Below are 24,825 nucleotides of genomic sequence, written 5' to 3'. Positions count from 1 at the left end.
TCGCCAGGCGCTCCCGCAACGCCACCTTCTGGACCTTGCCGGCCGCCGAGGTGGGCAGCTCGTCGACCACGTACACGTCCCGGATCTTCTTGTAGGGCAACACCTGCGCGGCGACGAAGTCCGACACCGCATCGGCGTCGATGACGTGACCGTCCCGGGCGACGAGAAAGGCCACCGGCTCCTGCCCCACCGCACCCGCCTCCCGGGCGACGACCGCCGCCGCACCGACGTCGGGATGCGTCACCAGGATCTCCTCGAGCTCGCGCGGATACACGTTGTAGCCCTTGTAGATCAGCATGTCCTTCGCACGGTCGCAGATGTAGAGGTACCCGTCGGCGTCGCGGTAGGCGATGTCACCGGTGTCGAGCCATCCGTCGACGAACTGCTCGGCCGTCTTCTCGGGGTGATCGAGGTAGCCGTCGGTGACCTGCGGTCCGCGCACCCACAACTGTCCCTTCTCCCCCGGCGCGAGGACGACGGCCGGATCGTCGACGGCGCGGATCTCGATCTGGGTGTCGAACGTCGGCAGACCCACACTCCCGAGCCGGTATCGACCCCCGGACGTCAGGGGCGCCGAGGACACCAGGCACGTCGCCTCGGTGAGGCCGTATCCCTCCACGATCGCCGCTGCCGGGAACGCCTTCTCGAGCTGCTCCAGGGTCACGTGATCGATCGGCGCCGCGCCGGAGGAGACCACCCGCACCGAGGTCAGGTCCCTCGTGGGGACGTCGGGGTGCACGGCGAGCGCATGCCACATCGCGGGACTCCCGGTCACGTACGACGCCCGATGCGCCTCGATGAGGGCCAGCATCCGACCGGGCTCGAAACGACCGGCGAACACGTGCGTGGCACCGCACAGCAGGAGAAACGACATGTTGATGAGGGCGTGCGCGTGGAACAGCGGGGAAACCACGACCGTCGCCGCATGCCCGGGGACCACCCCCGGGTTCTCCGCCGACCGGGGGGTGAGGGTCAGGAGACCGTCTGTTCCCACCTCCACGGAATGACCTGCCCGCCAGGCGATCATCTGCGTGACGTTGCCGAGCACGTTGCGGTGCAGGACCCGAACGCCCTTCGAGACACCCGTGGTGCCGCCGGTGAAGGCGAGGTGCGCGACATCGTCGCTCGTGGTCGAGACCGGCGGGGCCGTCTCGTGCCCGACGACGAACTCCGCGAGGGCGACGGAGTCGATGCCCTCCGGCGCTCCCGCGGCCCCGTCCACCGTCACCACCGTCGTCAACGCCGTGCCGACGGCGGCGGACAAGAGACGCGCGGACTGCTCGACCTGCGTGAAACCGACCACCGCACCGGTTTCCGCGATCTGACGCCGCAGACCCGGTACGGGCTGCAACGGATTGACCAGGGTCACCGCCGCACCGGCCCGCAGTGATCCGTAGTAGGCGACGACGAACTCGACGCTGTTGGTCAGGTACAGCAGGACCACATCGCGATCGCTCACTCCGGCCGCGCGCAGGCCCGACGCCACGGCGGCCGAGCGCACGTCGAGCTCGGTGAACGTGAGCGTCGTCGCGCAGTCGATGACGGCCGCGCGCTCGCCGTAGAGGGCGGCCATACTCGCGGGCAGCACCGCCATCGTGGTGTCGGGATAGCTCAGAGTGGTGGGCGCCGTGACAGACAACGCGATGAATCCTCTCGAAAGGCGTTGTGGGGGAGGAAGAACGGACGTGCCGGAGTTCGGGCTACCGCGGTGCCATCCGGATCGCCCCGTCGAGGCGGATGGTCTCGCCGTTGAGATAGGTGTTCTCCAGGATCGACGCGGCGAGTTGACCGAACTCCTCCGGCCTACCGAGCCGCGCCGGATTGGGAATGCTCGCCGCGAGCGCATCGCGCACATCGTCGCGCAGCCGGGAGAGCAGTGGCGTGTCCATCGTGCCGGGTGCGATGGTGTTGACGCGGATGAGCTTGTTGGCCAGGTCCCGCGCGGCGACGAGCGTCATCCCGACGATGCCCGCCTTCGACGCCGAGTAGTTGATCTGGCCGATCTGTCCCTCGTACGCCGCGACCGACGCGGTCATGATGATGGCGCCCCGCTCCCCGTCGACGGGCTCCTGTCGCGCGATACGTTCCGCGCCGAGCGAGAGCGCATGGAACGACCCGACGAGGTTGAGCTTGATGACGAACTCGAAGTCCTCCACCGCACCCGCCTTGCCCTCCTTGTCCAGGATGCGCATGCGCCGGCCCGCGCCGGCGCAGTGCACGAGTCCGCGCAGGCCACCTCGGTCGTCGGCGACATCGAGTGCGGCGGCGAACTGTTCGCGGTCGGTGATGTCGGCGGCCGCGAACGACGCTGCGGCGCCGAGTCCGTCGGCCACGGCCTGACCGTCCGACGTCGGCAGGTCGATCAGGGTGACCAGGCCGCCGGCGTCGATGACGCGCTGGGCCGTGGCGAGCCCGAGACCGGATGCGCCGCCGGTGATCGCGACCGACAGTCCATTGAGTTTCATTGTTTACGAATACCTTTCGATGTGATTTGTCCGCTCCCTGAGGTGCGAGCCTGCGAGCCCAACCCTGCTCCCTGAGGAGCGAGCTTGCGAGCGTCACGAAGGGTCTCGCAACCTCCGTCGCCAGGACCCTTCGAGGCTCGTCGCTATCGCTCCTCGCACCTCAGGGAGCAGAGGAGCGGAAGCCCGCGGTCAGAGCAGTTCGAGGATGGTGGTGTTGGCCATGCCACCGGCTTCGCACATCGACTGCAGTCCGTACCGGATTCCGTTGTCGCGCATGTGGTGGACGAGCCGAGTCATGAGGATGGCGCCCGAACCGCCGAGCGGGTGGCCGACGGCGATCGCTCCGCCGAGCGGGTTGAGACGCTCGATGTCGGCACCGGTCTCGGCCTGCCAGGCCAGCGGGACGGGGGCGAACGCCTCGTTGATCTCGAAGGCCCCGATGTCGTCGATCGACAACCCGGATCGCTTGAGCGCCTTGGCCGTGGCCGGGATCGGCCCGGTCAGCATGATCACCGGGTCATCGGCGGCGACGACCGCGGTGTGGATGCGGGCGATCGGCGTGAGACCGTGCGACTTCGCGGTCTCGCCGGACATGATCAGCAGGGCACCCGACCCGTCGGAGATCTGCGAGGAGTTGCCGGCGTGGATCACGCCGTCCTCGCTGAAGGCCGGCTTGAGCTTGGCGAGCGATTCGAGCGTCCCACCGCGGCGGATGCCCTCGTCCCCCTCGAGCACCCCCGGGATCGGCGCCAACTGGGCGTCGAACGCACCGCGGTCGGCCGCCTGCGCAGCGAGTTCGTGCGAGCGCAGCGAGTACTCGTCGAGGCGGGTGCGATCCAATCCCCATTTCGCGGCGACCATCTCGGCGCCGATCCCCTGGCTGAACTTGTCGACGCCATAACGGTCGAGGACCGTGGGCGGCTGATGCTCGCCGTTCGGTGCGGCGCTGCCCATCGGGACCCGGCTCATCGACTCGACCCCGCCGGCTATCACGACATCCTGCTGGCCGGACACCACCGCCGCGGCCGCCATGCTGACCGCCTGCTGGCTGGACCCGCAGGCGCGCGTCACGGTGGTTCCGGGGACACTCTCGGGCCAGCCGGCGGCGAGCACGGCCGTCCGCGCGACATTGCCCGCCTGCTCGGCGGCTTGGCTGACACATCCCCAGACGACGTCGTCGACGACGGCCGGATCGATGCCGGTCCGCTCGACGAGCGCCTCCAGTACGTGGGCGGACAGGTCGGCGGGATGGATACCGGACAGGGCGCCGCGGCGGCGGCCGATGGGCGCGCGGACCGCGTCGACGATCACTGCATCACGCATGGGGACTCCTCGATGTCAGGGCAAGGGATGAAGTTGTGTTCGACGTGCACCACGCCGGCGGACGCCGATCGCCCGTTGTGACGAGCCGACCACCGGGGCGCTTGGCAGACAAGTCGATTCACACTCACAGTCGATGAGGCCCTACCTATGGGACGCGCACGTCACGAGGTGGCGCCTTCGACGGCCGGCGCGTGCGGACGCAACCGAGCACGATCGCGTTCGGGATCGGCGAAGACCAGCGCGAGCACCGCGCACACCGCGGCGACGATTCCGAGCACCTGGAACGCGGTGGCGTAACCCTCGGCCGGCGTGGCGGCCGCGTCGACGATGACACCCGTCGCGTACGGCGCGACGAGACCGCCGATCGCCATGATCGCCAGGAAGACACCCAGCGTTCCGGCGGTCTGCCGGGGCGGGCAGATCTCGGCGACGGCCGCGTTGAACAGCGGGAACACGGTGGCCGCGAAGCCATAACCGATCGACAGGATCGCGACCGCGACGATCGGTGTGCCGACCGAGGGCAGCAGGAACAGCAGGACGCCGGAGACGAGAACCCCGACCGACGGCACGACGATGCGCAGCATCCGCGAGGTCGCCCCTTCCGAGATCATCCGGTCACTCGTGATCGAACTCAGCACCATCACCACCAGGCCGACGATCGAGGGGAACGCGAACATTGACCCGGACTGCAGGCGGCTGTAGCCCAGCCCCTCTTCGAAGTACGACGGCAACCACGTGAGCACGACACTGACCAGCGCATATACGCTCATCACGACGAGCGCGCCGGTGACGAAGGTGCGTGAGCGGAAGATCGTGAACCACGGCGTCGCGGGTTCGGCGTCGGCGCTCGCGGTGGTCTACCCACTAGCGATGTACGGGCCGTTGCGCCACGTCGAGAGCCAGATGACACACCAGATAAGACCACCGGCGGAAAGGGAGATCAGTGCCCAGCGCCACCCGAAGCTCACTGTGATCACGGCGAGCAGCGGAGCGATCGCGATCTTCGAGATCGACGCGGCACCGGCGAGGAGGGCACCGGGCAAGGCGCGCCGGGCCGGCGGATGCCAGGAGTAGGCCGCCGTGTGCAGGAGCGCCGAACTCGGACCTTCGGCGAGACCGAGGAACAGCCGACTGAGGACGAGGACCGCGAACGACGCCACCACCACCATGGGCAGCATGGCCGCGGCCCAGCACAGGGCCAGCAGGACCAGCGACCAGCGCAGGGTCATCCAGCGGTTGAGCAGTCCCGCGAAGAATCCGCCGATCGTGAACGTCAGGAAGAACAGGCTGCCGACGAGACCGATCTGGGACGAACTCAGGCCCAGCTCCTCGCGGAGCGGTTGCGCGATGATGCCCAGAACCGCCTTGTCGGCGTAGTTGATGACGTAGAGGCTGACCAGCAGAGCCGTGAGACCCCAGGCGCCGGCGCGTGATTCGCCGCGTGGGCCGAGACCTCGCGGCGTCTGGGCCGCTTCGAAATCGACGGTGTGGGCGGGACCATCGGGTCCCGTGCGCGCCGCTGACCCGGGCTTGTCGCCGGCTCCTGATCCGGAGGCGGTGGAGACCGTCATGGGCATTACCTCTTCCAGCCGAGCGATCTGGGTTGCGATGCGCTCCGTCAGTGTTATGGCTCACATCCGTTCCGATTCAAACCAGGGTCGAACCCATCTGACAACGTTCGCTCGGCGAACGACCTGACTGTCGCTGCCTATGTGTCGAGGACACGGCGATGCGAGCGGGGTCATCGGCGGTGGCTATCGGATCGATAGGCGCCGCTGGCGCACCCGAGTGCCATTGGCTCGCGCTATCGCTCCCTTAGTTCACCGCGACTACTTCGCCGGGCCGCAGCCGGGCATGCTGTGAGACGGACGCGTGGCGAGTCGCGCACCGCGTCCGCCCGACGGTGCGAGCGCACCCCGACCGACTTCGGAGAACAGCCACCATGACCCGCCTCGCGCAGACCCTGGGCCTCACCGAGATCCAGACGGAGATCCTGGCCAACGTCCGCTCGTTCGTCGACAAGCAGATCATCCCCACCGCACAGGAACTCGAGCACGCCGACGAGTATCCGCAGGCCATCGTCGACGGCATGGCCGAGATGGGCCTGTTCGGCCTGATGATCCCCGAGGAGTACGGCGGACTCGGCGAGTCCCTGCTGACCTACGCGTTGTGCGTCGAAGAACTGGCACGTGGATGGATGAGCGTGTCGGGCGTGATCAACACCCATTTCATCGTGGCGTACATGATCCGCCAGCACGGGACCGACGAGCAGAAACAGCGCTTCCTCCCCCGCATGGCGACGGGCGAGGTGCGCGGCGCGTTCTCGATGTCCGAACCGGAACTGGGGTCCGACGTCGCGGCGATCAAGACCAGCGCGAAGCGGGACGGAGACGACGGATACGTCATCAACGGTCAGAAGATGTGGCTGACCAACGGCGGGTCGTCGACTCTCGTTGCCGCTCTTGTCCGTACCGAGGAGGGCAACGAGAAGCCACACAAGAACCTCACGACGTTCCTGGTGGAGAAGCCGGCCGGCTTCGGCGAGGTACTCCCCGGCCTGACCATCCCGCGCAAGCTGGACAAGATGGGCTACAAGGGCATCGACACCACCGAGCTGATCTTCGACGGTTACTGCGCGCCCGCCACCGACATCCTCGGGGGCGAACCCGGCCGCGGCTTCGCGCACATGATGGACGGCGTCGAGGTCGGGCGCGTCAACGTGTCGGCCCGCGCCTGCGGAATCGCCCAGCGCGCCTTCGAACTCGCGGTGAAGTACGCGCAGCAGCGGTCCACCTTCGGCAAACCCATCGCCGAACACCAGGCCGTTGCGTTCTCGCTGGCCGAGATGGCGACGAAGGTCGAGGCGGCACACCTGATGATGGTCAATGCGGCACGACTGAAAGACTCCGGCGAGCGCAACGACGTCGCCGCCGGGATGGCCAAGTACCTGTGCAGTGAGTACTGCTCCGAGGTCACCCAGGCCAGCTTCCGCATCCACGGCGGTTACGGCTACTCGAAGGAATTCGAGATCGAGCGCCTCATGCGCGACGCGCCCTTCCTGCTGATCGGCGAGGGCACCAGCGAGATCCAGAAACAGATCATCTCCAAGGGGCTCCTACGCGAATATCAGGAGCGATGACCACTTGAGGTGAATGTCGTCAGACCCGTCCGCCCACAACAGTTTCGAGGGACCAATGCAGCGTCGCATCTTCACCGAGGACCATGAGTCCTTCCGCAAGACCATCCGTGACTTCATCGCCAAAGAGGTCGCGCCGGTGTACCACGATTGGGAGAAGCAGGGCCATCCGCCGCGCGAGTTCTACAACAGGCTGGGCGAACTCGGCGTCCTGGGCATCGAGGCACCCGAAGAGTTCGGGGGCGGTGGCGTCTCGGACTTCACCTATTCGATGGTGATCGCGGAGGAGACATCGGCGGCCGGTGTCACCTTCGGCAGTTACTCGGTGCACTCGAACCTGATCCTCCCCTACCTCGTCGAGTACGCCACCGACGAGCAGAAGCAGCGGTGGTTGCCCGGATTCTGTTCCAGCGAACTCATGTTCGCGATCGCCATGACCGAACCCGGCACCGGGTCGGACCTCGCCAACATCTCGACCACCGCCAAGCTGTCCGAAGACGGGTCGCACTACGTACTCGACGGCGCGAAGACGTTCATCACCGGCGGCGCCCTGGCCGACCGCATCCTGGTCGTCGCCCGGACCGCACCGTTCGACGAGTCGAATCGTCGTGCGGGACTGTCGATCCTGGTGGTCGACACCTCGTCGGAGGGTTTCGCCGTCGGACGCAAGATCGAGAAGATCGGCCTCAAGGCCTCCGACACCGCCGAGCTCTCGTTCAGCTCGGTCAAGGTGCCGGTCGAGGACCGGCTCGGCGAGGAGGGTGCCGGCTTCTCGTACCTGGCGCACAATCTCGCGCAGGAACGACTCACCATCGCCATCGGGGCGTCGGCCACCGCCGCCGCGGCCGTCCAGCACGCGATCGCCTACACCAAGGAGCGCGACGTCTTCGGCAAACCCGTTGCGGCGTTCCAGAACACCAAGTTCGTCCTCGCCGAGTGCTCCGCCGAGGTCGAGGCCATCCGGCAGTTCGTCGACCGCGCACTCGAACTCCACAACGAGGGTGAGCTCACCGTCCCCGATGCGGCCCGCGCGAAACTGTTCGCCACCGAGACCGCCGGCAAGGTCATCGACAAGTGCCTGCAGTTGCACGGTGGGTACGGCTATGTCCTGGAGTACCCCATCGCCCGGCTCTACGCCGACACCCGCGTCACGCGGATCTACGGCGGCACCAGCGAGGTCATGAAGACGATCATCGCCAAGGACCTCGGCCTGTAGGTGGTCCAGAGCTCTTCCAAAGTGCGGGATTCGTAACGGTTTCCAGTACGAATCCCGCACTCTGCGGAGGGTGATCAGACGGTCGCTCGTCGCACCTGCGACGCGACGTATCCCGGGCGTTCCACGAGATCCGCCCAGGTGAAGTTCAACACCGTCCAGCCCAGGGCGATGAGGGTGTTGCGGCGGGTGCGGTCGTGCTGGAACGCCTCGGCGTCCCGGTGATGAGCCATGCCGTCGATCTCGACCGCCACCTTCCTCCCGACGAAGGCGAAGTCGATTTCGTAACCGGACACCGGGTGGTTGGCGACCCAACCCGCTATGTCGTGCTCGGCGAACAGTTTCACGGTCAGCCGTTCGGCAGCCGAACGGGCACCAGAACCGACGAGCACGAGCATCTTCGCCATCTCGGTTGCACCACGGCAGCGGCGTCGCCGCTGGTAGGTCTCGAGGAGAGCGTCAACCGTGACCTTCTTGTTCTGAAGTGCCCGGTCGAGTACGTCCATCTTTCCTTCAACGGCGCCTTCGAGGACGGACAACGGCACCGCGGTCACCGTGAGTCCCTTCTCGACCACGACGTCGGCCGCGTCGAGGGATCTCCGGATGACCACCGTCCCCTTCTCCGGCGAACCGTGCCAGCTTCGGGGAGCGGTGACGGTAGTCGTCGTCGGCCGCTTGGTCACGAGGCCGTGCCACCACGCCGCCGCGAGTCCGCTGAGAACGGCGTCCGCGGAGACCTGCAGGGTCGCCAGTCGGGTCCGGGTCCTTGCGGTCACCGGATGATCGGCCAGGCGATAGACGCCGGAACTCGCACGAACCCACTCACCGGACTTCACCCGCCGGGCCACCGAGGCACGACTGAGACCGTGCTCGCGGGCCTGCGCCGCGGTGATCACGCCGTCGCGCGTGAGGATGAAGGTCCGCAACGCAGGTGCAGTAGCCATGTGGTTGTAGACGCACCCGGGATCGCGCCGGTTCCACTTCCCGCAGAGTGCGGGATTCGTGCCGGTTTCCAATACGGATCCCGCACTCTGTCGTCGGACCCGAGGTCGTGCCTTAAGATTCCCTGAGCAAACTCGGTGGGCAGTGGAAGCGGTGTTCGGTGGTAGGCAGGTTTCGGGGCGGGGTCCAGATCTTGGCGACGGTGCTGGTCACCGCGTTCGTGGTGTCGATGATGGCGGCGGTGGTTGCGCCCGCGCAGGCGGCCCCGACGCGCTACACCGGCGGTACCTACGTCGCTCTCGGTGATTCGCGTGCGTCCGGCAGCTTCTACACCCCGACGCCCGCCTACTTCGGCGGATGCAAGCGGTCGGCGTTCAACTACCCCACCCTCGTCGCCGCCGCGACCCTGCCGCGACGCTTCATCGACGCCTCGTGTGCGGGCGCGCAGTCGGCACACCTGCACCGGGCCCCGCAGCACACCAGCGGTGGCATGAAACCCATTCAGCTGCACCTGGTTCCGCGCGACGCCCAGCTGATCACCGTGAGCATCGGCGGCAACGACATGCGGTGGGGCGCGATCTTCGGCCAGTGCCGTACCCCGGCGTTCACCGACCGGCGCTGCCGCCACAACCGTGCCCTCGAGAACGAGGTCCGGTGGCGGATCGAACTCATGGAGAACCGCGTCACCCCTGCTCTGCGCGCGATCCGGAACAAGGCGCCGCACGCCCAGATCATCGTCGTCGGCCTGGGCGGCTTCATCGGGTTCACCGGGTGCTGGCCGCTGGTCCCGCTGAGTGACCCCGACGCCCGGTGGATGCGCAAGGTCTTCAACCGCGCCAACGGCGCGCTCTGGCGGGCGTCGACCAAGGTCGGCGGCACCTTCATCGACGCCAACCGAGGATCGGCGGGACACGATGCCTGCAACCTCATCAACCCCTGGTACGAGAGCGCGCTGTCGAATCGGATCGCGCTGCCCTTCCACGTCAACCAGGCCGGCGCCGTCGCGTTCGCGGCCATGATCAACGGGGCCATCCGCCGTTAGGCCGAGACCGGTCACCCACTAGCGTTTGTCGGGTGGCTCATCTACTCGGCGCGGAAACCCTAGGCCTCGAATACCCGACCACCAAGGTCTTCGAGTCGGTGTCCCTCGGGGTCAACGAGGGCGACCGGATCGGCATCGTGGGCCGAAACGGCGACGGTAAGTCGAGCCTGCTGGCGATGCTCGCCGGACGGATGCAACCCGATTCCGGTCGCGTCACCGTCCGCGGCGGCGTCCGCATCGGCGTGCTGGACCAGGTCGACGTCTTCGACGACGACGAGACCGTCGGGCACGCCGTCGTCGGCGACCGTCCCGAACACGAATGGGCGGGCGACGCGAAGGTCCGCGACGTCATCGGCGGGTTGCTCGGCGACGTCGAATGGACGGCGCCCACCAGTTCGTTGTCGGGTGGTCAGCGCCGTCGCGTGTCGCTGGCACGCCTCCTCGCGGGCGAGCATGACGTCCTCGCGCTCGACGAGCCGACCAACCACCTCGACGTCGAGGCCATCACCTGGCTCGCCGACCACCTGAAGCGACGCTGGCCGGCCAACGCCGGCGGACTACTGGTGGTCACCCACGACCGGTGGTTCCTCGACGAGGTGTGCACGGTCACCTGGGAGGTCCACGACCGCATCGTCGAACCCTTCGAGGGTGGCTACGCGGCGTACATCCTGCAGCGGGTGGAACGGGACCGGCAGGCCGCCGCGATCGAGGCACGACGACAGAATCTCGCCCGCAAGGAACTGGCCTGGCTCCGCCGCGGCGCGCCGGCCCGGACGTCGAAGCCGAAGTTCCGCATCGACGCGGCCAATGCCCTCATCGCCGATGTCCCACCGGTCCGCGACACGGTCGCCCTGCAGTCACTGGCCACCGCTCGTCTGGGCAAGGACGTCGTCGACCTGCTCGACGTGTCGGTCTCCTACGGTGACCGCAACGTCCTCGACGGCGTCGAGTGGCGGCTGGCGCCGGGTGAGCGCACCGGCATCCTCGGGGTCAACGGCGCGGGCAAGTCGACGCTGCTCGGCCTCATCGCCGGAACCGTGGAACCGACCGGCGGCCGGGTCAAACGCGGCAAGACGGTCAAGGTCGCCACCCTGACCCAACGCCTCGACGACCTCGACCGGTACCTCGACGACCCGGTGCGGGTGGTCATCGCGCAGTTGCAGACCACGTACACCTTCGGTTCCGGGTCGAAGGCACAGGAACTGTCGCCGTCGCAGTTGCTCGAGCGGCTCGGCTTCGACGGCGCGCAGCTCTCGACCCCGGTCCGCGACCTCTCGGGCGGGCAGAAGCGGCGGCTGCAGTTGCTGCTCATCCTGCTCGACGCGCCGAACGTGCTGATCCTCGACGAGCCGACCAACGACCTCGACACCGACATGCTCGCCGCGCTCGAGGACCTGCTGGACTCGTGGCCCGGCACGCTGATCGTCGTCTCGCACGACCGGTACTTCCTGGAGCGGGTCACCGATCAGCAGTTCGCCGTCCTCGACGGCGGGCTCCGCCACCTCCCCGGCGGCGTCGACGAGTTCTTGAGACTCCGTTCGGCACAGGCGAAGACGTCGGGTTCCGGATCGACGTCGGGCGGATCCGGTACGAGCGCCACAGCTTCGGGGAACGGCGGCGTGTCGGGCTCGTCCCTCAGCGGCGCCGAGCTGCGCGCGGCCAACAAGGAGCTCGCCTCGCTCGAGCGTCGGATCGACAAGCTGCACAGCAAGATCGATGCTGCCCGGACCGCGCTGGCCGACCATGATCAGTCCGACTACCAAGGCCTTGCCGCGGAGACGGAGAGCATCCGCAGCATGGAATCCGAACTCGAGGAACTCGAGGAACGCTGGATGGAACTCGGCGAGAGCGTCGAGTGATCGACTCCGCGAGAACCGGTCGGCCCGACCTCAACGGCCGAACGACTCCCGGATCGCGGCCAGCACGTCCGGCAGCGACTCGTCGACGACGCCGCTGTGATCAGCTCGCGCGTAGGTCTTGAGGTCCACATCCGTGCCGGAGTCGCGCATCGCGGACCGCAGCGAACGACTCAGCGGGTACGGCAGCACGGGATCGAGAAGACCATGTGCGAGCGTGACTTTCACCGGGTAGCCGGAGACGGGCACCTCGGCGTACTCCCGCAGGGCGTCCCGGAAGTCCTGCTTCGCGGTGAACGACGACGCCACGAGGGAGCCCGGTGGCACCGACCGCAACGCGTCCACGACATCCCCGTTGCACCGGGCACGCGCGCGGTCGAGAAAACGCTTGCCGTCCGACGTCAGGGAATCGGCGACGCGGAGTTCTGGATTCGCGTGGTCGAGACCGGCGAGGGTGAACAGGAACGGCGCACTCAGCACATTGAGCGCGCCGAGGCCGGGCACGCGGGGACCGAACAGACCGAACAGGTTCTCCAACGACGAGACCGGGGCGATCGCGACGATGCCGGCGACCGGCAGATCCGGTGCGAATTCCGCGGCGAGACGGCCCGCGTGCAGCGCAGCGTGGCCGCCCTGCGAGTGCCCGGTCGACACCCAGCGTGATCCGAGCGAGGCGTCGACCGACCGCGCCGCGCGGATCATGTCGATCACCGAGTGAGCCGCCGCGCGACCGCCGAGGTATTCGGTCTCCCCCGCCGACCCGAGCCCCGCGTAATCGGTTGCCGTGACCGCGAACCCGGCGTCGAGCGCCGCGCGCACCGGGGCCTCGACACCGTCGCCGAGCCGGTGCAGGGTCGGCGCGCACTCGTCGGCCAGGCCGACCGTCCCGTGTGCCCAGGACACGACGGGCCAGCCACCGGCGGGCGGCGTACCCTTCGGCACCCAGTACACGCCGCTCGACATCGCCGGGCGGCCGTTCTGATCGCGCGTCGCATAGGTCAGGCGGGTGCCCGAGCCGGCCGCCGACGGGAGTTCGTCGTCGGGGACCTCGATGGTGGTGAAGACGAAACCGTCGGCGGGTGCGGCGGCCGTCGACGGGCCGGCCGTGACGATGCAGAGCGCGAGCAGCAGAGTGACGACGGCGCTGACCGCGAGCAGTGGGGCGACGACGGCGGCGGGTCTGCGGGACATCAGGCAACCGTAGGCGATCAGTGGCGGACGTCGGCTCCGAGGACGCGCGTACCGGCGGCGGGACCGCTCGCGGTGCGGACCGACCGGGCGACGCCGGCGCCGGACAGTTCGGCGGCGACGTTCACCGCGCCGGTCTCGTCGGCGCACAGGAAGGCACATGTCGGACCGGAGCCGGACACGATGCCGCCCAGTGCTCCGGCGTCGATTCCGGCACGCAGGGTCCGGCGGAGGGTGGGTTGCAGCGAGAGCGCCGCCGGTTGTAGGTCGTTGTGCAGCAAGGGCGCCACCGCGTGCGGGTCACCGGACGCCAGGGCCTGCATGAGTTCGTCGGGGCGGCGGAGGAGGTCCCGCTCGTCGTCGGTGGCGCATTCTCCGGAACGGCTGTCGCGCAGCCGATCCAGTTCGCGGTACACCGCGGGCGTGGACAGTCCGTCGCGTGCGAGCGCGAGCACCCAGTGGAAGTCACCGCGGGAGAGGACCTGCATCAGCCGCTCGCCGCGTCCGGTACCCAGGGCGGTGTTGCCGTGCAACGCGAACGGGACGTCGCTGCCCAGGTCCGCCGCGATCGCGGCGAGGTCGTCGCGGCCGATGTCGAGCTTCCACAGGGCGGCGAGTGCGACCAGCGCCCCGGCGGCATCCGCGCTGCCACCGGCCATGCCCCCGGCCACCGGGATCGTCTTGTCGATGTCGATCGCGACCTTGCCGGGACGGTCCGCCCACTCGGCAAGTGCCAGCGCCGCCCGGACCGCCAGGTTGGACTCGTCCGTCGGGACCGACCCGGCGCCTTCGCCACGAACCGTGATGCTCATCTCGTTGGCCCGGGCGACCCTGATGTCGTCGTGCAGGGACAGCGCCTGGAAGACGGTCACGAGGTCGTGGTAGCCGTCCTCGCGGCGCGGACCGACCCCGAGGTGCAGATTGACCTTCGACGGAGCCCGCGCGGTGACGGAGTCCGACACCACCGACAGCGACGTTCGCGACACAATGATCCAGCCTAGCGCCCCGGCGTCGGCCCCGCGCCCACCGATGCGGTCGGTCCGGCGCTCCAGCCGCCGTCGATCAGGGGCGCCAGCCGCGGTCGACGAGTTCGCCGACGTGCTCGACGACCAGCACCGCGCCCGCGTCGCGCAACTCACCCTCCGCGAAGCCACCGGACCGTACCGCCACGCACTCCGCCGGCAGGCGATGCGCCGACGCCACGTCCCACACGGTGTCGCCGACGACGACAGCCTCTCCACCGCCGGCCTCGGCGAGCGCGACCGACAGGATGTCGGGCGCCGGTTTGGACGAATCGGCGTCGTCCGAGGTGGTCACGGCGGCGAAGTCGTTCCGCGACAATCCCATCGACTCGAGCGCGGCGTCGGTGAACTCCGACTTGCCCGACGACGCGAGCGCCACCCGGTAGCCGGCGTCCAGCAGTCCCCGCACCAAATCGGCCGCGCCGGGCAGGGGCCGCACGTCGGGCAGCAGGCCGCGATAGGCCTCCTCCCACTCGTCGCGCAAGGTGTCACCGAGCGATTCCTCCACGTCGTCGCCGAGCAGCTCGCCGACGAGACGGTCGCCGCCCATGCCGATCGCCCGGTGCACCTGCCACCACTGGGGGATCAGGTCGTGAGCAGCGAAGGCCCGCATCCACGCCAATGCGTGGAGGTAGGTGGAGTCGACGAGCGTACCGTCGACATCGAGAAGCACGGCGTCGATCGACCCATCCGCGTTCTGGTCTGGCATCTGCGCCTCGTTTCCGGGGTCGAGAACCGCGCCCCGTCGTCGAACGTCCGTCGTCCGGGCACCACCGTCTCGAGCGTCCCGGGTTTCGGACCCATGACTCATGGCTACACCGAAGCGACCCATCTCGCAGAGGAGACCTCCATGGCAACACGTTTCGGCTACACCCTGATGACCGAGCAGGCAGGCCCGAAAGCGCTGGTGCGGTACGCCGTCGGCGCCGAAGACGCCGGCTTCGACTTCGAGGTGTCGAGCGACCACTACTTCCCGTGGCTCTCGGCCCAGGGACACGCACCGTACGCGTGGACGGTCCTCGGAGCCGTGGCCCACGCGACCGAGCGGGTCGACCTGATGACCTACGTGACGTGCCCGACGATCCGCTACCACCCGGCGATCATCGCGCAGAAGGCTGCGACGCTGCAGATCCTCGCCGACGGTCGCTTCACTCTCGGCCTCGGCTCGGGCGAGAACCTGAACGAGCACGTGGTCGGCGAGGGCTGGCCCTCGGTCGCCGACCGCCAGGACATGCTCGCCGAGGCGATCGAGATCATCCGCAAACTGCACACCGGTGAGCTCGTCGACTTCCGCGGCGAGTTCTTCCAGGTCGACGCCGCCCGGATCTGGGATCTGCCCGACCAGCCCGTCCCGATCGGCGTCGCAGTGGCGGGCAATGCGGGTATCGAGACGTTCGGGCCACTGGCCGACCACCTGATCGCCGTCGAACCCGACGCCGACTTCATCAAGGCGTGGAACGAACATTCGTCGACCCCGACCGTCGACGGGCAGCGGTCCCGCGCGATCGGGCAGATCCCCATCAGCTGGGATCCCGACCGCGACAAGGCGATCGAGCGCGCCCACGATCAGTTCCGGTGGTTCGCCGGCGGGTGGGATGTCAACGCCGACCTGCGCACCACCGCGGGCTTCGCCGCAGCGACGCAGTTCGTCACGCCGGACGACGTCGCGGGCAACATCCCCTGCGGCCCGGACCTCGACCAGATCGTCGAGGCGGTGAAACCCTTCTGGGAGGCGGGGTTCACCGACATCGCGCTGGTGCAGATCGGGGGCGACACCCAGGACGCGTTCCTGCGCGACGCCGCTCCCGAGCTACTGGAGAAACTGCGCGCCGCGTCGAACTGAGTCCGATTGCTCGAGGTCCCAGGACTGCGGGGTGCGGTCCTCGCCCGCCCGCAGCACGGCGGTGTGCACATCGCCGACGTGGCGACCCGACGGGAGCTGATCGATCTCGTCCTCGGGGCGTCGGCCGGTGTAGCGGAAGCCGGCCGACGCCGCCAGCCGCGCCGAGGCCACGTTGTCGACCAGCGCCCGCCAGATCACGCGATCGAACCCTGCTCCGCCGTCGGCGGGGTCGGCGAAGGCGTGGTCGAGGACCGCGGCGAGCGCCTCGGTGAGGTAGCGATGGCCCCGATGCGACGGCGCACACCAATAGCCCAGTGACGCAACGTTTTTCTCGACGGTTCGCAGTCCGATGGTGCCGACGAGTTCACCGCCGGGGATCTCGATCGCCCACACCGACGACCCGGCGGCCGGGGCGATGTCGCGGACGAAATGTTCGGCGTGCGCACGCGTATACGGGACCGGGACCAGTGTGAAGCGCTGGATGTCCGGGTCCTGGCAGGCGCGGAAGATCGGTTCGATGTCACGGTCGGCGGGTGGGCGCAGCCGCAGCCTCGGCGTCGTCAGAGTCTGTGGTGGAACCATGTCGGACCTCGTCGTCGATGCTGCGGATGCACAACACGGTACGAGCTTCTCCCCGCCGACGGCGAGCGGTTTTGCGCCCGCCCCCACGACGAGCCGCGGTCTTCCCGCGATCAGCGACCCGGCGTCGAGATCAGGTCGTGCGAGCGAGGCGGACGAAGTCGTCGACGTCGAGCTTCTCGCCCCGCACACCCGGATCGATACCGGCCTCACGGAGCCGGCGTTCGGCTTCGGCCGCCGAACCGGCCCAGCCGGCCAGCGCTGATCGCATCGTCTTGCGTCGCTGGGCGAATGCGGCGTCGATCGCGGCGAACACCTGTTGCCGCACAACGGGATCGGTCGAGTGGTCGTCGGTTCGTTCGATGCGGACGAGACCCGACTCCACCTTGGGTTCGGGCCAGAAGACGTTGCGCCCCACCGCACCGGCCCGGCTCACGCGACCGTGGTAGCGCGCCTTGACGCTCGGCACCCCGTAGGTGCGGCTGCCCGGGCCGGCGGCGAGGCGGTCGGCGACCTCGGCCTGCACCATCACGAGGGCGGTGGTGATCTCCGGGAAGAGTCCGAGCAGGTGCAACAGGACCGGCACCGACACGTTGTACGGCAGGTTCGCGACCAGCGCGGTGGGGACCACCGGCAGGTCGTCGCGCGTCACCTGTAGCGCGTCGGCGAGGATGACCTCGAAGTTGCCCTGCCGATTCGGGGCATACTCCGCGATCGTCGCCGGAAGACGTTCCGCGAGCACCGGATCGATCTCGATGGCGACGACCCTGCCCGCCGCCCCGAGGAGGGCGAGGGTGAGCGAGCCCAGCCCGGGCCCGACCTCGAGGACGGTGTCGTCGGGCCCGACCCCCGATGCCGCGACGATCCTTCGCACGGTGTTCGCGTCGTGGACGAAGTTCTGTCCGAGAGTCTTGGTCGGCCGGACGCCGACCTCCGCCGCGAGCTCCCGGATCTGTGCCGGCCCGAGGAGACGCGGAGCCGCGTCGGGCGCGCCGTCGGGTGAACCCGCTGTCGAGTCGCTGATCAGCGCAGCCCCAGCTTGGACGAGCAGGACGGCCATGCGCCCCAGCCCTGGACCGCCTGGGTCTTCTTCGCGATGGCGATCTGTTCTTCGCGGGTGGCGAGGTCGGCGCGCGGCGCGTACTCGAGTCCGCCCCAGCGTTCCCAGGTGTTCTGGTCGAACTGGACGCCGCCGTAGAAGCCGTTGCCGGTGTTGATCGCCCAGTTGCCGGTCGCCTCGCACGCGGCGAGCGCGTCCCACACCGATCCCGGCGGCACGAACGGCGCACCCGGCTTGGTGCCGATGCGAACGGTGGCCGCGACGGGCTCGCTGAGCACCTCGCTGGTCAGCTTGTCGCGCTTGACGACCCGGCCGTTCACGGTGGTCACCTTGTAGGTGACACGCGCCTCGCCGGGCGTGCCCTTCTTCTCGACGACCTTGCGGTCGCGGACGAGGGTCGGGTCCTCTTTCTTGACCTCCGGCGGGGCGACCGGTTCGGTGAGCGTGACGTCCTCGGTCTTGATCCGGGTGACGACGATCTTGAGGTTCGGGGTGATCTTGGTGTCGGCGGCCGGGGTGACCTTGTCTTCGGCGCCCAGCGGGGTGCCGAGCGACTCGAGCAGATCCTTGACGGTGTGCGCGGCGACGGTCGGGCGCTTGCGGGCCGGTCCGTCGACGAGGTTCACCGGCTTGGGCAGCGCGACCTCGATCTGACCGCCGTCGACCGGCAGTTCCTCGCCGAAGGCGGTCTCCTCCGCGGCGTGGGTCAGTCCGCGTTCGGCCATCAACTGGTCCACGGTCGAGGCGTTGGTGACGATGGTCTCGCGCTTGCCCTCGATGTCGAGGGTGAGTTCCTTGAGCTTGTTGACCTTGATGGTCTGGCCTTCGCCGAAGCCCGAGTCGGGTGCCGGGCTCACCTTGTCACCGTCGGCGGGCGCCAGCCCCTCCGACTCGAGGAGACTCTCGACGGACATCGCCATGGTGGACACGTGCCGGATGTCGCCGTCCACGTCGATCGCGACGTTCTTGTGCATGCTGACGCCCATGACCCCGCCGGCCGCGACGGTGGCGCACACGGCGCCGACGGCGACACGGACACGCAACGACTTCGAGCCGTTGATCTTGGCGAACACCGAACCCGACGATGTCGGAGCGGACGGCTCCGGGTTCGACAGTTCGGGGTTTTGCAGCTCTGGGTTGGGCAGAGAAGACAAGGGCACGACATCCTGATAGGCAACACTGGCACCACGCCGGCCGAGTGGATCAGCACGTCGGCCAGCTGGATCACAGTACGATAACGAACCGGCCAGATTATGGCAAAGGGATGCCGTAGACGCGCCGTGCGTTCGCCCCGAGGATGCGAGCCATCTCCTCGTCCGCCACGCCACGCACGGCCGCGAGGGCCCGGGCTGTGTACGGCAGACAATAGGACTGATTGGGCTGGCCACGGTAGGGATGCGGGGTCAGGAACGGCGCGTCGGTCTCGACGAGGATCTGGTCGTCGGGGACCAACTCGGCCGCGACCCGGAGCTCATCGGCGTTGGCGAAGCTCACAGTGCCGGCGAAACTGAGCATGAACCCACGCTCGACACATTCGCGTGCAACATTTCGGTCACCGGAGAAGCAGTGCATGATCACGGATTCCGGGGCGCCCTCGGCGGCCAGGACGTCGAGTAGATCCCGGTCGGCCTCGCGGTTGTGGATCATCAGCGGCTTGCCGACCCGCTTCGCGAGGTCGATGTGCCAGCGGAACGTCTCGTGCTGCACCTCGGGCGACGCACAGTCGTCGGACTTCCCGGGCCAGTAGTAGTCGAGCCCGGTCTCGCCCACCGCGACGACTCGCGGGTGACGCACCATCCGCTCGAGCTCGGTGGCGGTCTCGTCGTTCAGATCGCCGGCATGCATCGGGTGCAGGGCCACCGCCGCGTAGACGCGATCGTCCCACTCCGCGGCGGCGACCGCCCACCGTGCATCGACCATGTCGTCGGCGACGGTGACCACATGGCCGACGCCGACGCCCTGCGCGTGGTCGCAGATCGCGCGGACCGTCTCGGCGTCGCGTCCGCCGCATGCAGCGAGGTGGGTGTGCGCGTCGACGAGGCCGGGCAGCGGCGCCGGGTCCGGTGGCGGTTCGCGTCGACGTCGCTTCTTGGCAGCCTTGTTGCTCAGGGTCTCGCCGCCACCGCTCTCGGCATCACCCGGCGCCGAGTTCTCCGGGGCGTCGGTCATGGCACCCACCTTGGCACAGCGCGCCGACACCATCCGGTGCGGTCCCGACACCACTAGAGCGTCACCGTCCCCTCGATCACCGTCGTCGTGTCGCCGCCGATCCAGATGTGCTCGCCGTCGTCGTGGACGTGGATGCGGCCGGCCCGACCGAGCGCCGCACCTTGCGCGGCGACGTAGGACGCCGGCGCCTGCCCGCTGGCTCGCAACCACATGGCGATGCCGGCGTTGAGACTGCCCGTCACCGGGTCCTCGGGTACCCCGATGCCCGGCACGAACGCGCGCACCTCGCCGAAGACCTCTCCGTCCCCCGAGCCGTACCGCCCGAACAATCCGACCTTGTGATCGCCGAGGGCAGGGATGTCCGGGGTCACCTCGAGCACCCGCTCGCCCGATTCGAGTTGCAACACCATCCATTCCGGCCCGTTGTCGACCCACTCGGCCGCGCGGACCTCGGCCGTGTCGACCCGCAGCGCCGCGGCGACCTCGGTGACGACGGCGGCGTCGACGGGTCCGAACCGCCGCAACGGCGGCGCCGCGAAGGCCAGCCGTGCACCAGTGCGCCGCAGTCGCACCAGGCCGACGCCGCACTCCTGCACGATGTCCTCCCCCGCAGGCCGGCCGCCCGTCGTCAGCCAGGCATGTGCCGAGCCGAGGGTGGGATGCCCGGCGAACGGCAACTCGCCGTCCGGGGTGAAGATGCGCAGACGGTAATCGGCGGCAGGGTCGGTCGGCGGCAGCACGAAGGTCGTCTCCGACAGGTTCGTCCAGCGCGCGAACGCGGCCATCCGGTCGTCGGGGATGTCGGTGGCATCGAGCACCACGGCAACCGGGTTACCACCGGTCCCGGTAGCGGAGAACACATCGATCTGAGCGAATCGTCGAGTCATCGGACCATCGTCTCACCTCCAGTTGTCGCCCGGTCAAAGCCTTTTCGGGCGCGCAGGCGTCGCCGGCGGAACCGCTGTCCGGGACGACGCGTGCGATCGCGCGCCCGCGGCCGGCAGAAAACGCCCGGGGTGGCCACGCAAATCGCGCCGGAGTCGCCCGGGACGGGTAGCGTGGCGAAGCGTGTTGGGATTGCCAGATTCGATCACCGTCGCACTGTTCGACCTCGACGGGGTTCTCACCGAGACCGCGGTGCTGCACCGCAAGGCGTGGAAGAAGGCGTTCGACGCCTTTCTCGCCGCCCGTGCGGGCGGCGCAGACCACGCCGACTTCGTCGAGTTCACCGATCAGGACTATCTGGACTACGTCGACGGACGTCCCCGCGAGGACGGCGTCCGGGCCTTCCTCGCCTCTCGCGGAATCGACGATGTCGACGCGCAGACCGTGACCGCGATCGGAGACGGGAAGAACGACATGTTCCTGGTCAGCCTGGCCGAGGACGGTGGGCAGGCCTATCCGGGGTCCGTGCGATATCTCGAGGCGGCGCGCGACGCCGGTCTCCGGATCGCCGTGGTGACCTCCTCGAAGAACGGAGCAGCAGTGCTGGATGCGGCAGACCTGTCGAAATTCGTCGAGGTCCGCGTGGACGGACTCGACATCGTGTCGAAAGGGCTGAAGGGCAAACCCGCACCCGACTCGTTTCTCCTGGGCGCCGAACTGATGGGCGTCGAGCCCGCCGCGGCGGTCGTCTTCGAAGACGCCATCTCCGGCATCGCGGCCGGCAGCGCGGGCGCCTTCGGCTACGTCGTCGGCATCGACCGGGTCGGTGGCGGCCAGGCCGAGGCGATGCGTGCCGCCGGCGCCGACATCGTCGTTAACGACCTCGTCGAATTGCTCCCCGCATGACCGCCGAGCACGGCCACGACTTCGGCTTCGAGATCCATCCGTGGCAGCTGAAGTGGCGCGGCGGCGTCGATCTGGACATGCTGGGCCGAACCGAGACGCTGTTCGCACTGTCCAACGGGCACATCGGTTTACGCGGGTCCTTCGAAGAGGGTGAGCCGGTCGATCATCCCGGCACGTACCTCAACGGCTTCTACGAGCTGCGCGGCCTGCCCTATGCCGAGAGCGGGTACGGCTATCCCGAATCCGGACAGACCGTCGTCAACGTGACCGACGGCAAGATCATCCGGCTGCTGGTCGAGGACGAGCCGATGGACCTTCGGTACGGGCGTACCGAGGAGCACGAGCGGACGCTGGACTTCCGGACCGGCACCCTGCGTCGTCACACGGTGTGGACCTCACCCACCGGCCGGAAGGTCCGCATCAAGTCCGAACGCCTCGTGTCCTTCACCAAACGCACGATCGCCGCGATCCGGTACGAGGTCGAGCCGGTCGACGAGGACATGAAACTCGTTCTGCAGTCCGATCTCCTGGCCAACGAGCCGGTTCCGGCACCGGGCAACGACCCGCGCCTGGCGGCGGCACTCGACGCCCCGCTTGTCTCCGACCTCGCCACCTGTCGCAACTACTGGGGCATGCTGGTCCACCACACCAAGAAGTCCGGCCTGCACATGGCGGCCGGCATGGACCACGAGATCTACTTCCCCGACAAGGCCGACACCTTCATCCGCGCCGACGGCGACCTGGCCCGGCTCACCATCGCGGCCAACGTGCCGAAGGGCAAGAGTCTCACCCTCACCAAGTACATGGGGTACGGCTGGTCGGCCCGACGCTCGGTGCCGGCGCTGCGCGCCCAGGTCGACGCGGCCCTCGCGATGGCGATGGAGACCGGTTGGGATTCGCTCAAGGCCGACCAGGTCCGGTACCTCGAGGACTTCTGGCGCGACGCCGACGTCGAACTCGACGGCGATCCCGAACTGCAGCAGGCGGTTCGCTTCGCGTTGTTCCACGTCCTGCAGGCCGGCGCGCGCGGTCAGTCCCGCGCGATCCCGGCCAAGGGTCTCACCGGCCCCGGCTACGACGGTCACACCTTCTGGGACACCGAGAGTTTCATCCTCCCGATGCTCACCTACACCGTGCCCGCCGCCGCCGGCGAGGAATTGCGATGGCGCCACTCCACCATGGACAAGGCGAAGTCCCGGGCCGCCGAACTGGGGCAACGCGGGGCCATGTTCCCGTGGCGCTCGATCAACGGCGACGAGTGTTCGGGGTACTGGCCCGCGGGCACCGCGGGCGTCCACGTCTCCGCCGACATCGCCAACGCCACCGCGCGCTACCTGCGGGCCACCAACGACGAACAGTTCGAAACCGAATGCGGCGTCGAACTTCTCGTCGAGACCGCCCGACTGTTCGCCGGTCTCGGGCACCACGATGTGAACGGTAAGTTCCGCATCGACGGGGTCACCGGTCCCGACGAGTACACCGCCGTCGTGAACAACAACACCTTCACCAACCTGGCGGCGCAACAGAATCTGCGCGACGCCGTGGCGGCGGTGCATCGCCGTCCGGATCTCGCCGAGCAATTCGGGGTCACGACCGCCGAGGCGGCGCACTGGGAAGCGTGCGCCGACGACATGACGATCCCCTTCGACGACGCGCTCGGCGTGCACCAGCAGTGTGAGTCGTTCACGTTGTTGGGCGCCTGGGACTTCGAATCCTCGGTGGGACGCTATCCGCTGCTGTTGAACTACCCGTACTACGACCTCTACCGCAAGCAGGTGGTCAAGCAGGCCGACCTGGTCTTCGCGACCTACCTGTTCGGGGACGCCTTCACGCCCGAGCAGAAGCTGCGCAACTTCGACTACTACTACCCGCTGACCGTTCGTGACTCGTCGCTGTCGGCCTGCTGCGAGGCGGTCACCGCCGCCGAGGTCGGTTACCCCGATCTCGCCTACGACCTGCTCGCCGAGTCCGTGTTCACCGACCTGCACGACCTGCACAACAACGTCAGCAGTGGCCTGCACATCGCGGCTCTCGCCGGTGCCTGGACCGACTGCGTGGCGGGTTTCGGCGGTATGCGCGACTTCGGCGGGAACATCACGTTCGCACCGCGGCTCCCGAAGCGGTTGACCTACATGTCCTTCCGCATGATCATCCGGGACTCGAAGATCGTGGTGGCCGTCGACAAGGACAATGCGACGTACCGGTTGTTGTCGGGTCCGCCGATCGACCTGGCGCACCACGGCGAGAAGTTCACGCTCGAATCCGCGCCGATGACCATGCACATTCCGGAACTGGAATACCGCGAACCGCCGAAGGCCCCGCCGGGGTGCGAACCGTATCGCCGGGAGATCTAGCTCTCGGAGCTTGACCTTCTCACTGTGTCAAGCGCTCAGATGGGTGGCGAAGGAGGTGGTCGACGATGACCGACCAGACAACCCACGCGCCCGACCCTGCCCTGCTGGCGGCGCTTGCCGCCGACGACGCCTCGACGAGGCTGCGTGCCGCGATGGCGGCGGGCAGCAACCCCCATCCCGGCTACGCCGAGGAGCTGATCCGACGCTGCGGCGTCGAGCCGGATTTCTTCGTGCGGGACATGCTGACCTGGGCCCTCACGCGGTTGCCCGCCGATCTCACGGTTCCCGGACTCGTGACCGAGCTGGGGTCGGCGTCCCCACAGGCGCGGGCCCAGGCCCTGCACACCCTGTCGAAGATCGGGGATCGATCGGCGTGGACGTCGATCACTTTCGCGCTCCTGCACGACACGGACGACGAGGTGGCGCGCGCCGCGTGGCGGACCGCCGTCGGCCTGGTCCCGTCCGGGCGGGAGACCTGGCTCGCGAACGAACTGGCCGGCGAACTCGGTCGTGGGAGCACGGACGTGCAGCGGAGTCTCAGCCGTGCCCTGGCCGGGCTCGGAGGCTTCGCCGCCGGACCATTGACCGCCGCGAAGAGGCGCGGCGATCTGACGGTACGGGCACACGTGGCCGCCACCGAGCGGTTGATCGACGACCCGGACAGCGACTTCGCCGCTGCGTTGGAGTACGCGACACGGTTGGTGAACAGCGATGCCGCGGCTGAGGATTCGTCGGCGATCGGGCCAGAGGACGGTACGTAGCGGTGCTGATCGGCGAGGTGGCGCGGCATACCGGTCTGAGCAACCGGATGCTGCGCCACTATGACTCGCTCGGCCTCGGGC

At 68.5% G+C, this 24,825-nt stretch carries 21 protein-coding genes and 1 pseudogene; 9 read left to right on the top strand and 13 right to left on the bottom strand.

Translation table 11 applies throughout. From position 1 onward, the window contains the following. From M4D77_RS17525 to M4D77_RS17510, 4 genes and pseudogenes are all read right to left on the bottom strand, one after another. On the bottom strand, window positions 1-1,639 hold a 1,639-nt coding region (locus tag M4D77_RS17525), incomplete at its 3' end, for a class I adenylate-forming enzyme family protein (protein ID WP_259936809.1). Between the two features lie 61 nt (window positions 1,640-1,700). Beyond that, window positions 1,701-2,465, bottom strand: a complete 765-nt coding sequence (locus M4D77_RS17520; protein ID WP_159370396.1) for an SDR family NAD(P)-dependent oxidoreductase — start codon at window positions 2,463-2,465, stop codon at window positions 1,701-1,703. Window positions 2,466-2,654: 189 nt separating this feature from the next. Next, on the bottom strand, window positions 2,655-3,788 hold the full coding sequence (locus M4D77_RS17515; protein ID WP_058251438.1) for a thiolase family protein: 1,134 nt from the start codon (window positions 3,786-3,788) through the stop codon (window positions 2,655-2,657). Window positions 3,789-3,949: 161 nt separating this feature from the next. Continuing rightward, window positions 3,950-5,359: pseudogene (locus M4D77_RS17510) on the bottom strand (MFS transporter). A gap of 371 nt (window positions 5,360-5,730) precedes the next feature. Between M4D77_RS17510 and M4D77_RS17505 the strand changes: the two are divergent. Beyond that, a complete protein-coding gene (locus M4D77_RS17505; RefSeq protein ID WP_259936808.1) occupies window positions 5,731-6,927 on the top strand; it encodes an acyl-CoA dehydrogenase family protein in 1,197 nt (398 codons plus the stop codon). Window positions 6,928-6,982: 55 nt separating this feature from the next. Next, window positions 6,983-8,140: an acyl-CoA dehydrogenase family protein gene (locus tag M4D77_RS17500; protein WP_259936807.1), complete on the top strand. Its 1,158-nt coding sequence runs from the start codon at window positions 6,983-6,985 to the stop codon at window positions 8,138-8,140. A 74-nt stretch (window positions 8,141-8,214) separates the two neighbouring features. On the opposite strand, the gene M4D77_RS17495 is transcribed toward M4D77_RS17500, so the two are convergent. Beyond that, window positions 8,215-9,081, bottom strand: coding sequence for a type IV toxin-antitoxin system AbiEi family antitoxin domain-containing protein (locus M4D77_RS17495; protein WP_259936806.1), 867 nt, complete (start codon window positions 9,079-9,081; stop codon window positions 8,215-8,217). 227 nt (window positions 9,082-9,308) lie between these two features. Here M4D77_RS17495 and M4D77_RS17490 point away from each other — a divergent pair, with 227 nt between their 5' ends. Both M4D77_RS17490 and M4D77_RS17485 read left to right on the top strand, forming a co-directional pair. After that, window positions 9,309-10,121: an SGNH/GDSL hydrolase family protein gene (locus M4D77_RS17490; RefSeq protein ID WP_396266594.1), complete on the top strand. Its 813-nt coding sequence runs from the start codon at window positions 9,309-9,311 to the stop codon at window positions 10,119-10,121. 32 nt (window positions 10,122-10,153) lie between these two features. Beyond that, window positions 10,154-11,980: an ABC-F family ATP-binding cassette domain-containing protein gene (locus tag M4D77_RS17485; protein WP_259936804.1), complete on the top strand. Its 1,827-nt coding sequence runs from the start codon at window positions 10,154-10,156 to the stop codon at window positions 11,978-11,980. A 30-nt stretch (window positions 11,981-12,010) separates the two neighbouring features. On the opposite strand, the gene M4D77_RS17480 is transcribed toward M4D77_RS17485, so the two are convergent. The 3 genes from M4D77_RS17480 to M4D77_RS17470 form a co-directional block, all read right to left on the bottom strand. Beyond that, entirely contained in the window at window positions 12,011-13,168 is a 1,158-nt protein-coding gene (locus M4D77_RS17480; protein ID WP_259936803.1) for a lipase family protein, read from the bottom strand. A gap of 17 nt (window positions 13,169-13,185) precedes the next feature. After that, the gene (locus tag M4D77_RS17475; RefSeq protein ID WP_058251444.1) at window positions 13,186-14,151 is read right to left on the bottom strand and encodes a 4-(cytidine 5'-diphospho)-2-C-methyl-D-erythritol kinase; all 966 of its coding nucleotides are present in this window, start codon (window positions 14,149-14,151) and stop codon (window positions 13,186-13,188) included. 76 nt (window positions 14,152-14,227) lie between these two features. Further along, entirely contained in the window at window positions 14,228-14,896 is a 669-nt protein-coding gene (locus M4D77_RS17470; RefSeq protein ID WP_226512800.1) for an HAD family hydrolase, read from the bottom strand. A 141-nt stretch (window positions 14,897-15,037) separates the two neighbouring features. Between M4D77_RS17470 and M4D77_RS17465 the strand changes: the two genes are divergently transcribed. Further along, window positions 15,038-16,030 (top strand): LLM class F420-dependent oxidoreductase, encoded by a 993-nt coding sequence (locus tag M4D77_RS17465; RefSeq protein WP_226512799.1) that lies wholly within the window; start codon window positions 15,038-15,040, stop codon window positions 16,028-16,030. Here M4D77_RS17465 and M4D77_RS17460 read toward each other — a convergent pair. The 5 genes from M4D77_RS17460 to M4D77_RS17440 all read right to left on the bottom strand — a co-directional run bounded on the left by M4D77_RS17460 (window position 15,998) and on the right by M4D77_RS17440 (window position 20,725). Further along, window positions 15,998-16,612: a GNAT family N-acetyltransferase gene (locus M4D77_RS17460; protein WP_226512798.1), complete on the bottom strand. Its 615-nt coding sequence runs from the start codon at window positions 16,610-16,612 to the stop codon at window positions 15,998-16,000. The genes M4D77_RS17465 and M4D77_RS17460 overlap by 33 nt on opposite strands. Before the next feature lie 130 nt (window positions 16,613-16,742). Further along, a complete protein-coding gene (gene rsmA / locus M4D77_RS17455; RefSeq protein ID WP_226512797.1) occupies window positions 16,743-17,669 on the bottom strand; it encodes a 16S rRNA (adenine(1518)-N(6)/adenine(1519)-N(6))-dimethyltransferase RsmA in 927 nt (308 codons plus the stop codon). Next, on the bottom strand, window positions 17,633-18,784 hold the full coding sequence (locus M4D77_RS17450; RefSeq protein ID WP_226514390.1) for a resuscitation-promoting factor: 1,152 nt from the start codon (window positions 18,782-18,784) through the stop codon (window positions 17,633-17,635). Before M4D77_RS17450 ends, rsmA begins: the two co-directional genes overlap by 37 nt. A 136-nt stretch (window positions 18,785-18,920) precedes the next feature. Then, window positions 18,921-19,838 carry a TatD family hydrolase gene (locus M4D77_RS17445; protein ID WP_226512796.1) on the bottom strand — a complete coding sequence of 306 codons (918 nt, stop codon included), beginning with the start codon at window positions 19,836-19,838 and terminating at the stop codon, window positions 18,921-18,923. 53 nt (window positions 19,839-19,891) lie between these two features. Beyond that, a complete protein-coding gene (locus M4D77_RS17440; protein WP_226512795.1) occupies window positions 19,892-20,725 on the bottom strand; it encodes a PhzF family phenazine biosynthesis protein in 834 nt (277 codons plus the stop codon). Window positions 20,726-20,906: 181 nt separating this feature from the next. Between M4D77_RS17440 and M4D77_RS17435 the strand changes: the two genes are divergently transcribed. The 4 genes from M4D77_RS17435 to M4D77_RS17420 all read left to right on the top strand — a co-directional run. After that, on the top strand, window positions 20,907-21,629 hold the full coding sequence (locus tag M4D77_RS17435; protein WP_058251450.1) for an HAD family phosphatase: 723 nt from the start codon (window positions 20,907-20,909) through the stop codon (window positions 21,627-21,629). Continuing rightward, window positions 21,626-23,983: a glycoside hydrolase family 65 protein gene (locus tag M4D77_RS17430; protein ID WP_058251451.1), complete on the top strand. Its 2,358-nt coding sequence runs from the start codon at window positions 21,626-21,628 to the stop codon at window positions 23,981-23,983. The genes M4D77_RS17435 and M4D77_RS17430 overlap by 4 nt, the downstream gene beginning before the upstream one ends. A 65-nt stretch (window positions 23,984-24,048) precedes the next feature. Continuing rightward, on the top strand, window positions 24,049-24,744 hold the full coding sequence (locus M4D77_RS17425; protein WP_259936802.1) for a HEAT repeat domain-containing protein: 696 nt from the start codon (window positions 24,049-24,051) through the stop codon (window positions 24,742-24,744). 2 nt (window positions 24,745-24,746) lie between these two features. Then, a partial coding sequence (locus M4D77_RS17420; protein WP_259936810.1) for a MerR family DNA-binding transcriptional regulator occupies window positions 24,747-24,825 on the top strand: 79 nt, incomplete at its 3' end.

This window comes from Gordonia sp. p3-SID1431 (assembly GCF_025143765.1).
In the GTDB taxonomy this organism is placed as follows: Bacteria; Actinomycetota; Actinomycetes; order Mycobacteriales; family Mycobacteriaceae; genus Gordonia; species Gordonia hongkongensis.
Note: the sequence above shows the minus strand (reverse complement) of the source record. Positions and strands in the feature narration are given on the sequence as shown.

What these genes read in the sequence shown, in the direction of transcription:
- M4D77_RS17520 (WP_159370396.1), bottom strand. Translation starts at nt 2,465, where the DNA reads ATGAAACTCAATGGACTGTCGGTCGCGATCACCGGCGGCGCATCCGGT.
- M4D77_RS17515 (WP_058251438.1), bottom strand. Translation starts at nt 3,788, where the DNA reads ATGCGTGATGCAGTGATCGTCGACGCGGTCCGCGCGCCCATCGGCCGC.
- M4D77_RS17505 (WP_259936808.1), top strand. Translation starts at nt 5,731, where the DNA reads ATGACCCGCCTCGCGCAGACCCTGGGCCTCACCGAGATCCAGACGGAG.
- M4D77_RS17500 (WP_259936807.1), top strand. Translation starts at nt 6,983, where the DNA reads ATGCAGCGTCGCATCTTCACCGAGGACCATGAGTCCTTCCGCAAGACC.
- M4D77_RS17495 (WP_259936806.1), bottom strand. Translation starts at nt 9,081, where the DNA reads ATGGCTACTGCACCTGCGTTGCGGACCTTCATCCTCACGCGCGACGGC.
- M4D77_RS17490 (WP_396266594.1), top strand. Translation starts at nt 9,309, where the DNA reads ATGATGGCGGCGGTGGTTGCGCCCGCGCAGGCGGCCCCGACGCGCTAC.
- M4D77_RS17480 (WP_259936803.1), bottom strand. Translation starts at nt 13,168, where the DNA reads ATGTCCCGCAGACCCGCCGCCGTCGTCGCCCCACTGCTCGCGGTCAGC.
- M4D77_RS17470 (WP_226512800.1), bottom strand. Translation starts at nt 14,896, where the DNA reads ATGCCAGACCAGAACGCGGATGGGTCGATCGACGCCGTGCTTCTCGAT.
- M4D77_RS17465 (WP_226512799.1), top strand. Translation starts at nt 15,038, where the DNA reads ATGGCAACACGTTTCGGCTACACCCTGATGACCGAGCAGGCAGGCCCG.
- M4D77_RS17460 (WP_226512798.1), bottom strand. Translation starts at nt 16,612, where the DNA reads ATGGTTCCACCACAGACTCTGACGACGCCGAGGCTGCGGCTGCGCCCA.
- rsmA (WP_226512797.1), bottom strand. Translation starts at nt 17,669, where the DNA reads ATGGCCGTCCTGCTCGTCCAAGCTGGGGCTGCGCTGATCAGCGACTCG.
- M4D77_RS17445 (WP_226512796.1), bottom strand. Translation starts at nt 19,838, where the DNA reads ATGACCGACGCCCCGGAGAACTCGGCGCCGGGTGATGCCGAGAGCGGT.
- M4D77_RS17440 (WP_226512795.1), bottom strand. Translation starts at nt 20,725, where the DNA reads ATGACTCGACGATTCGCTCAGATCGATGTGTTCTCCGCTACCGGGACC.
- M4D77_RS17430 (WP_058251451.1), top strand. Translation starts at nt 21,626, where the DNA reads ATGACCGCCGAGCACGGCCACGACTTCGGCTTCGAGATCCATCCGTGG.
- M4D77_RS17425 (WP_259936802.1), top strand. Translation starts at nt 24,049, where the DNA reads ATGACCGACCAGACAACCCACGCGCCCGACCCTGCCCTGCTGGCGGCG.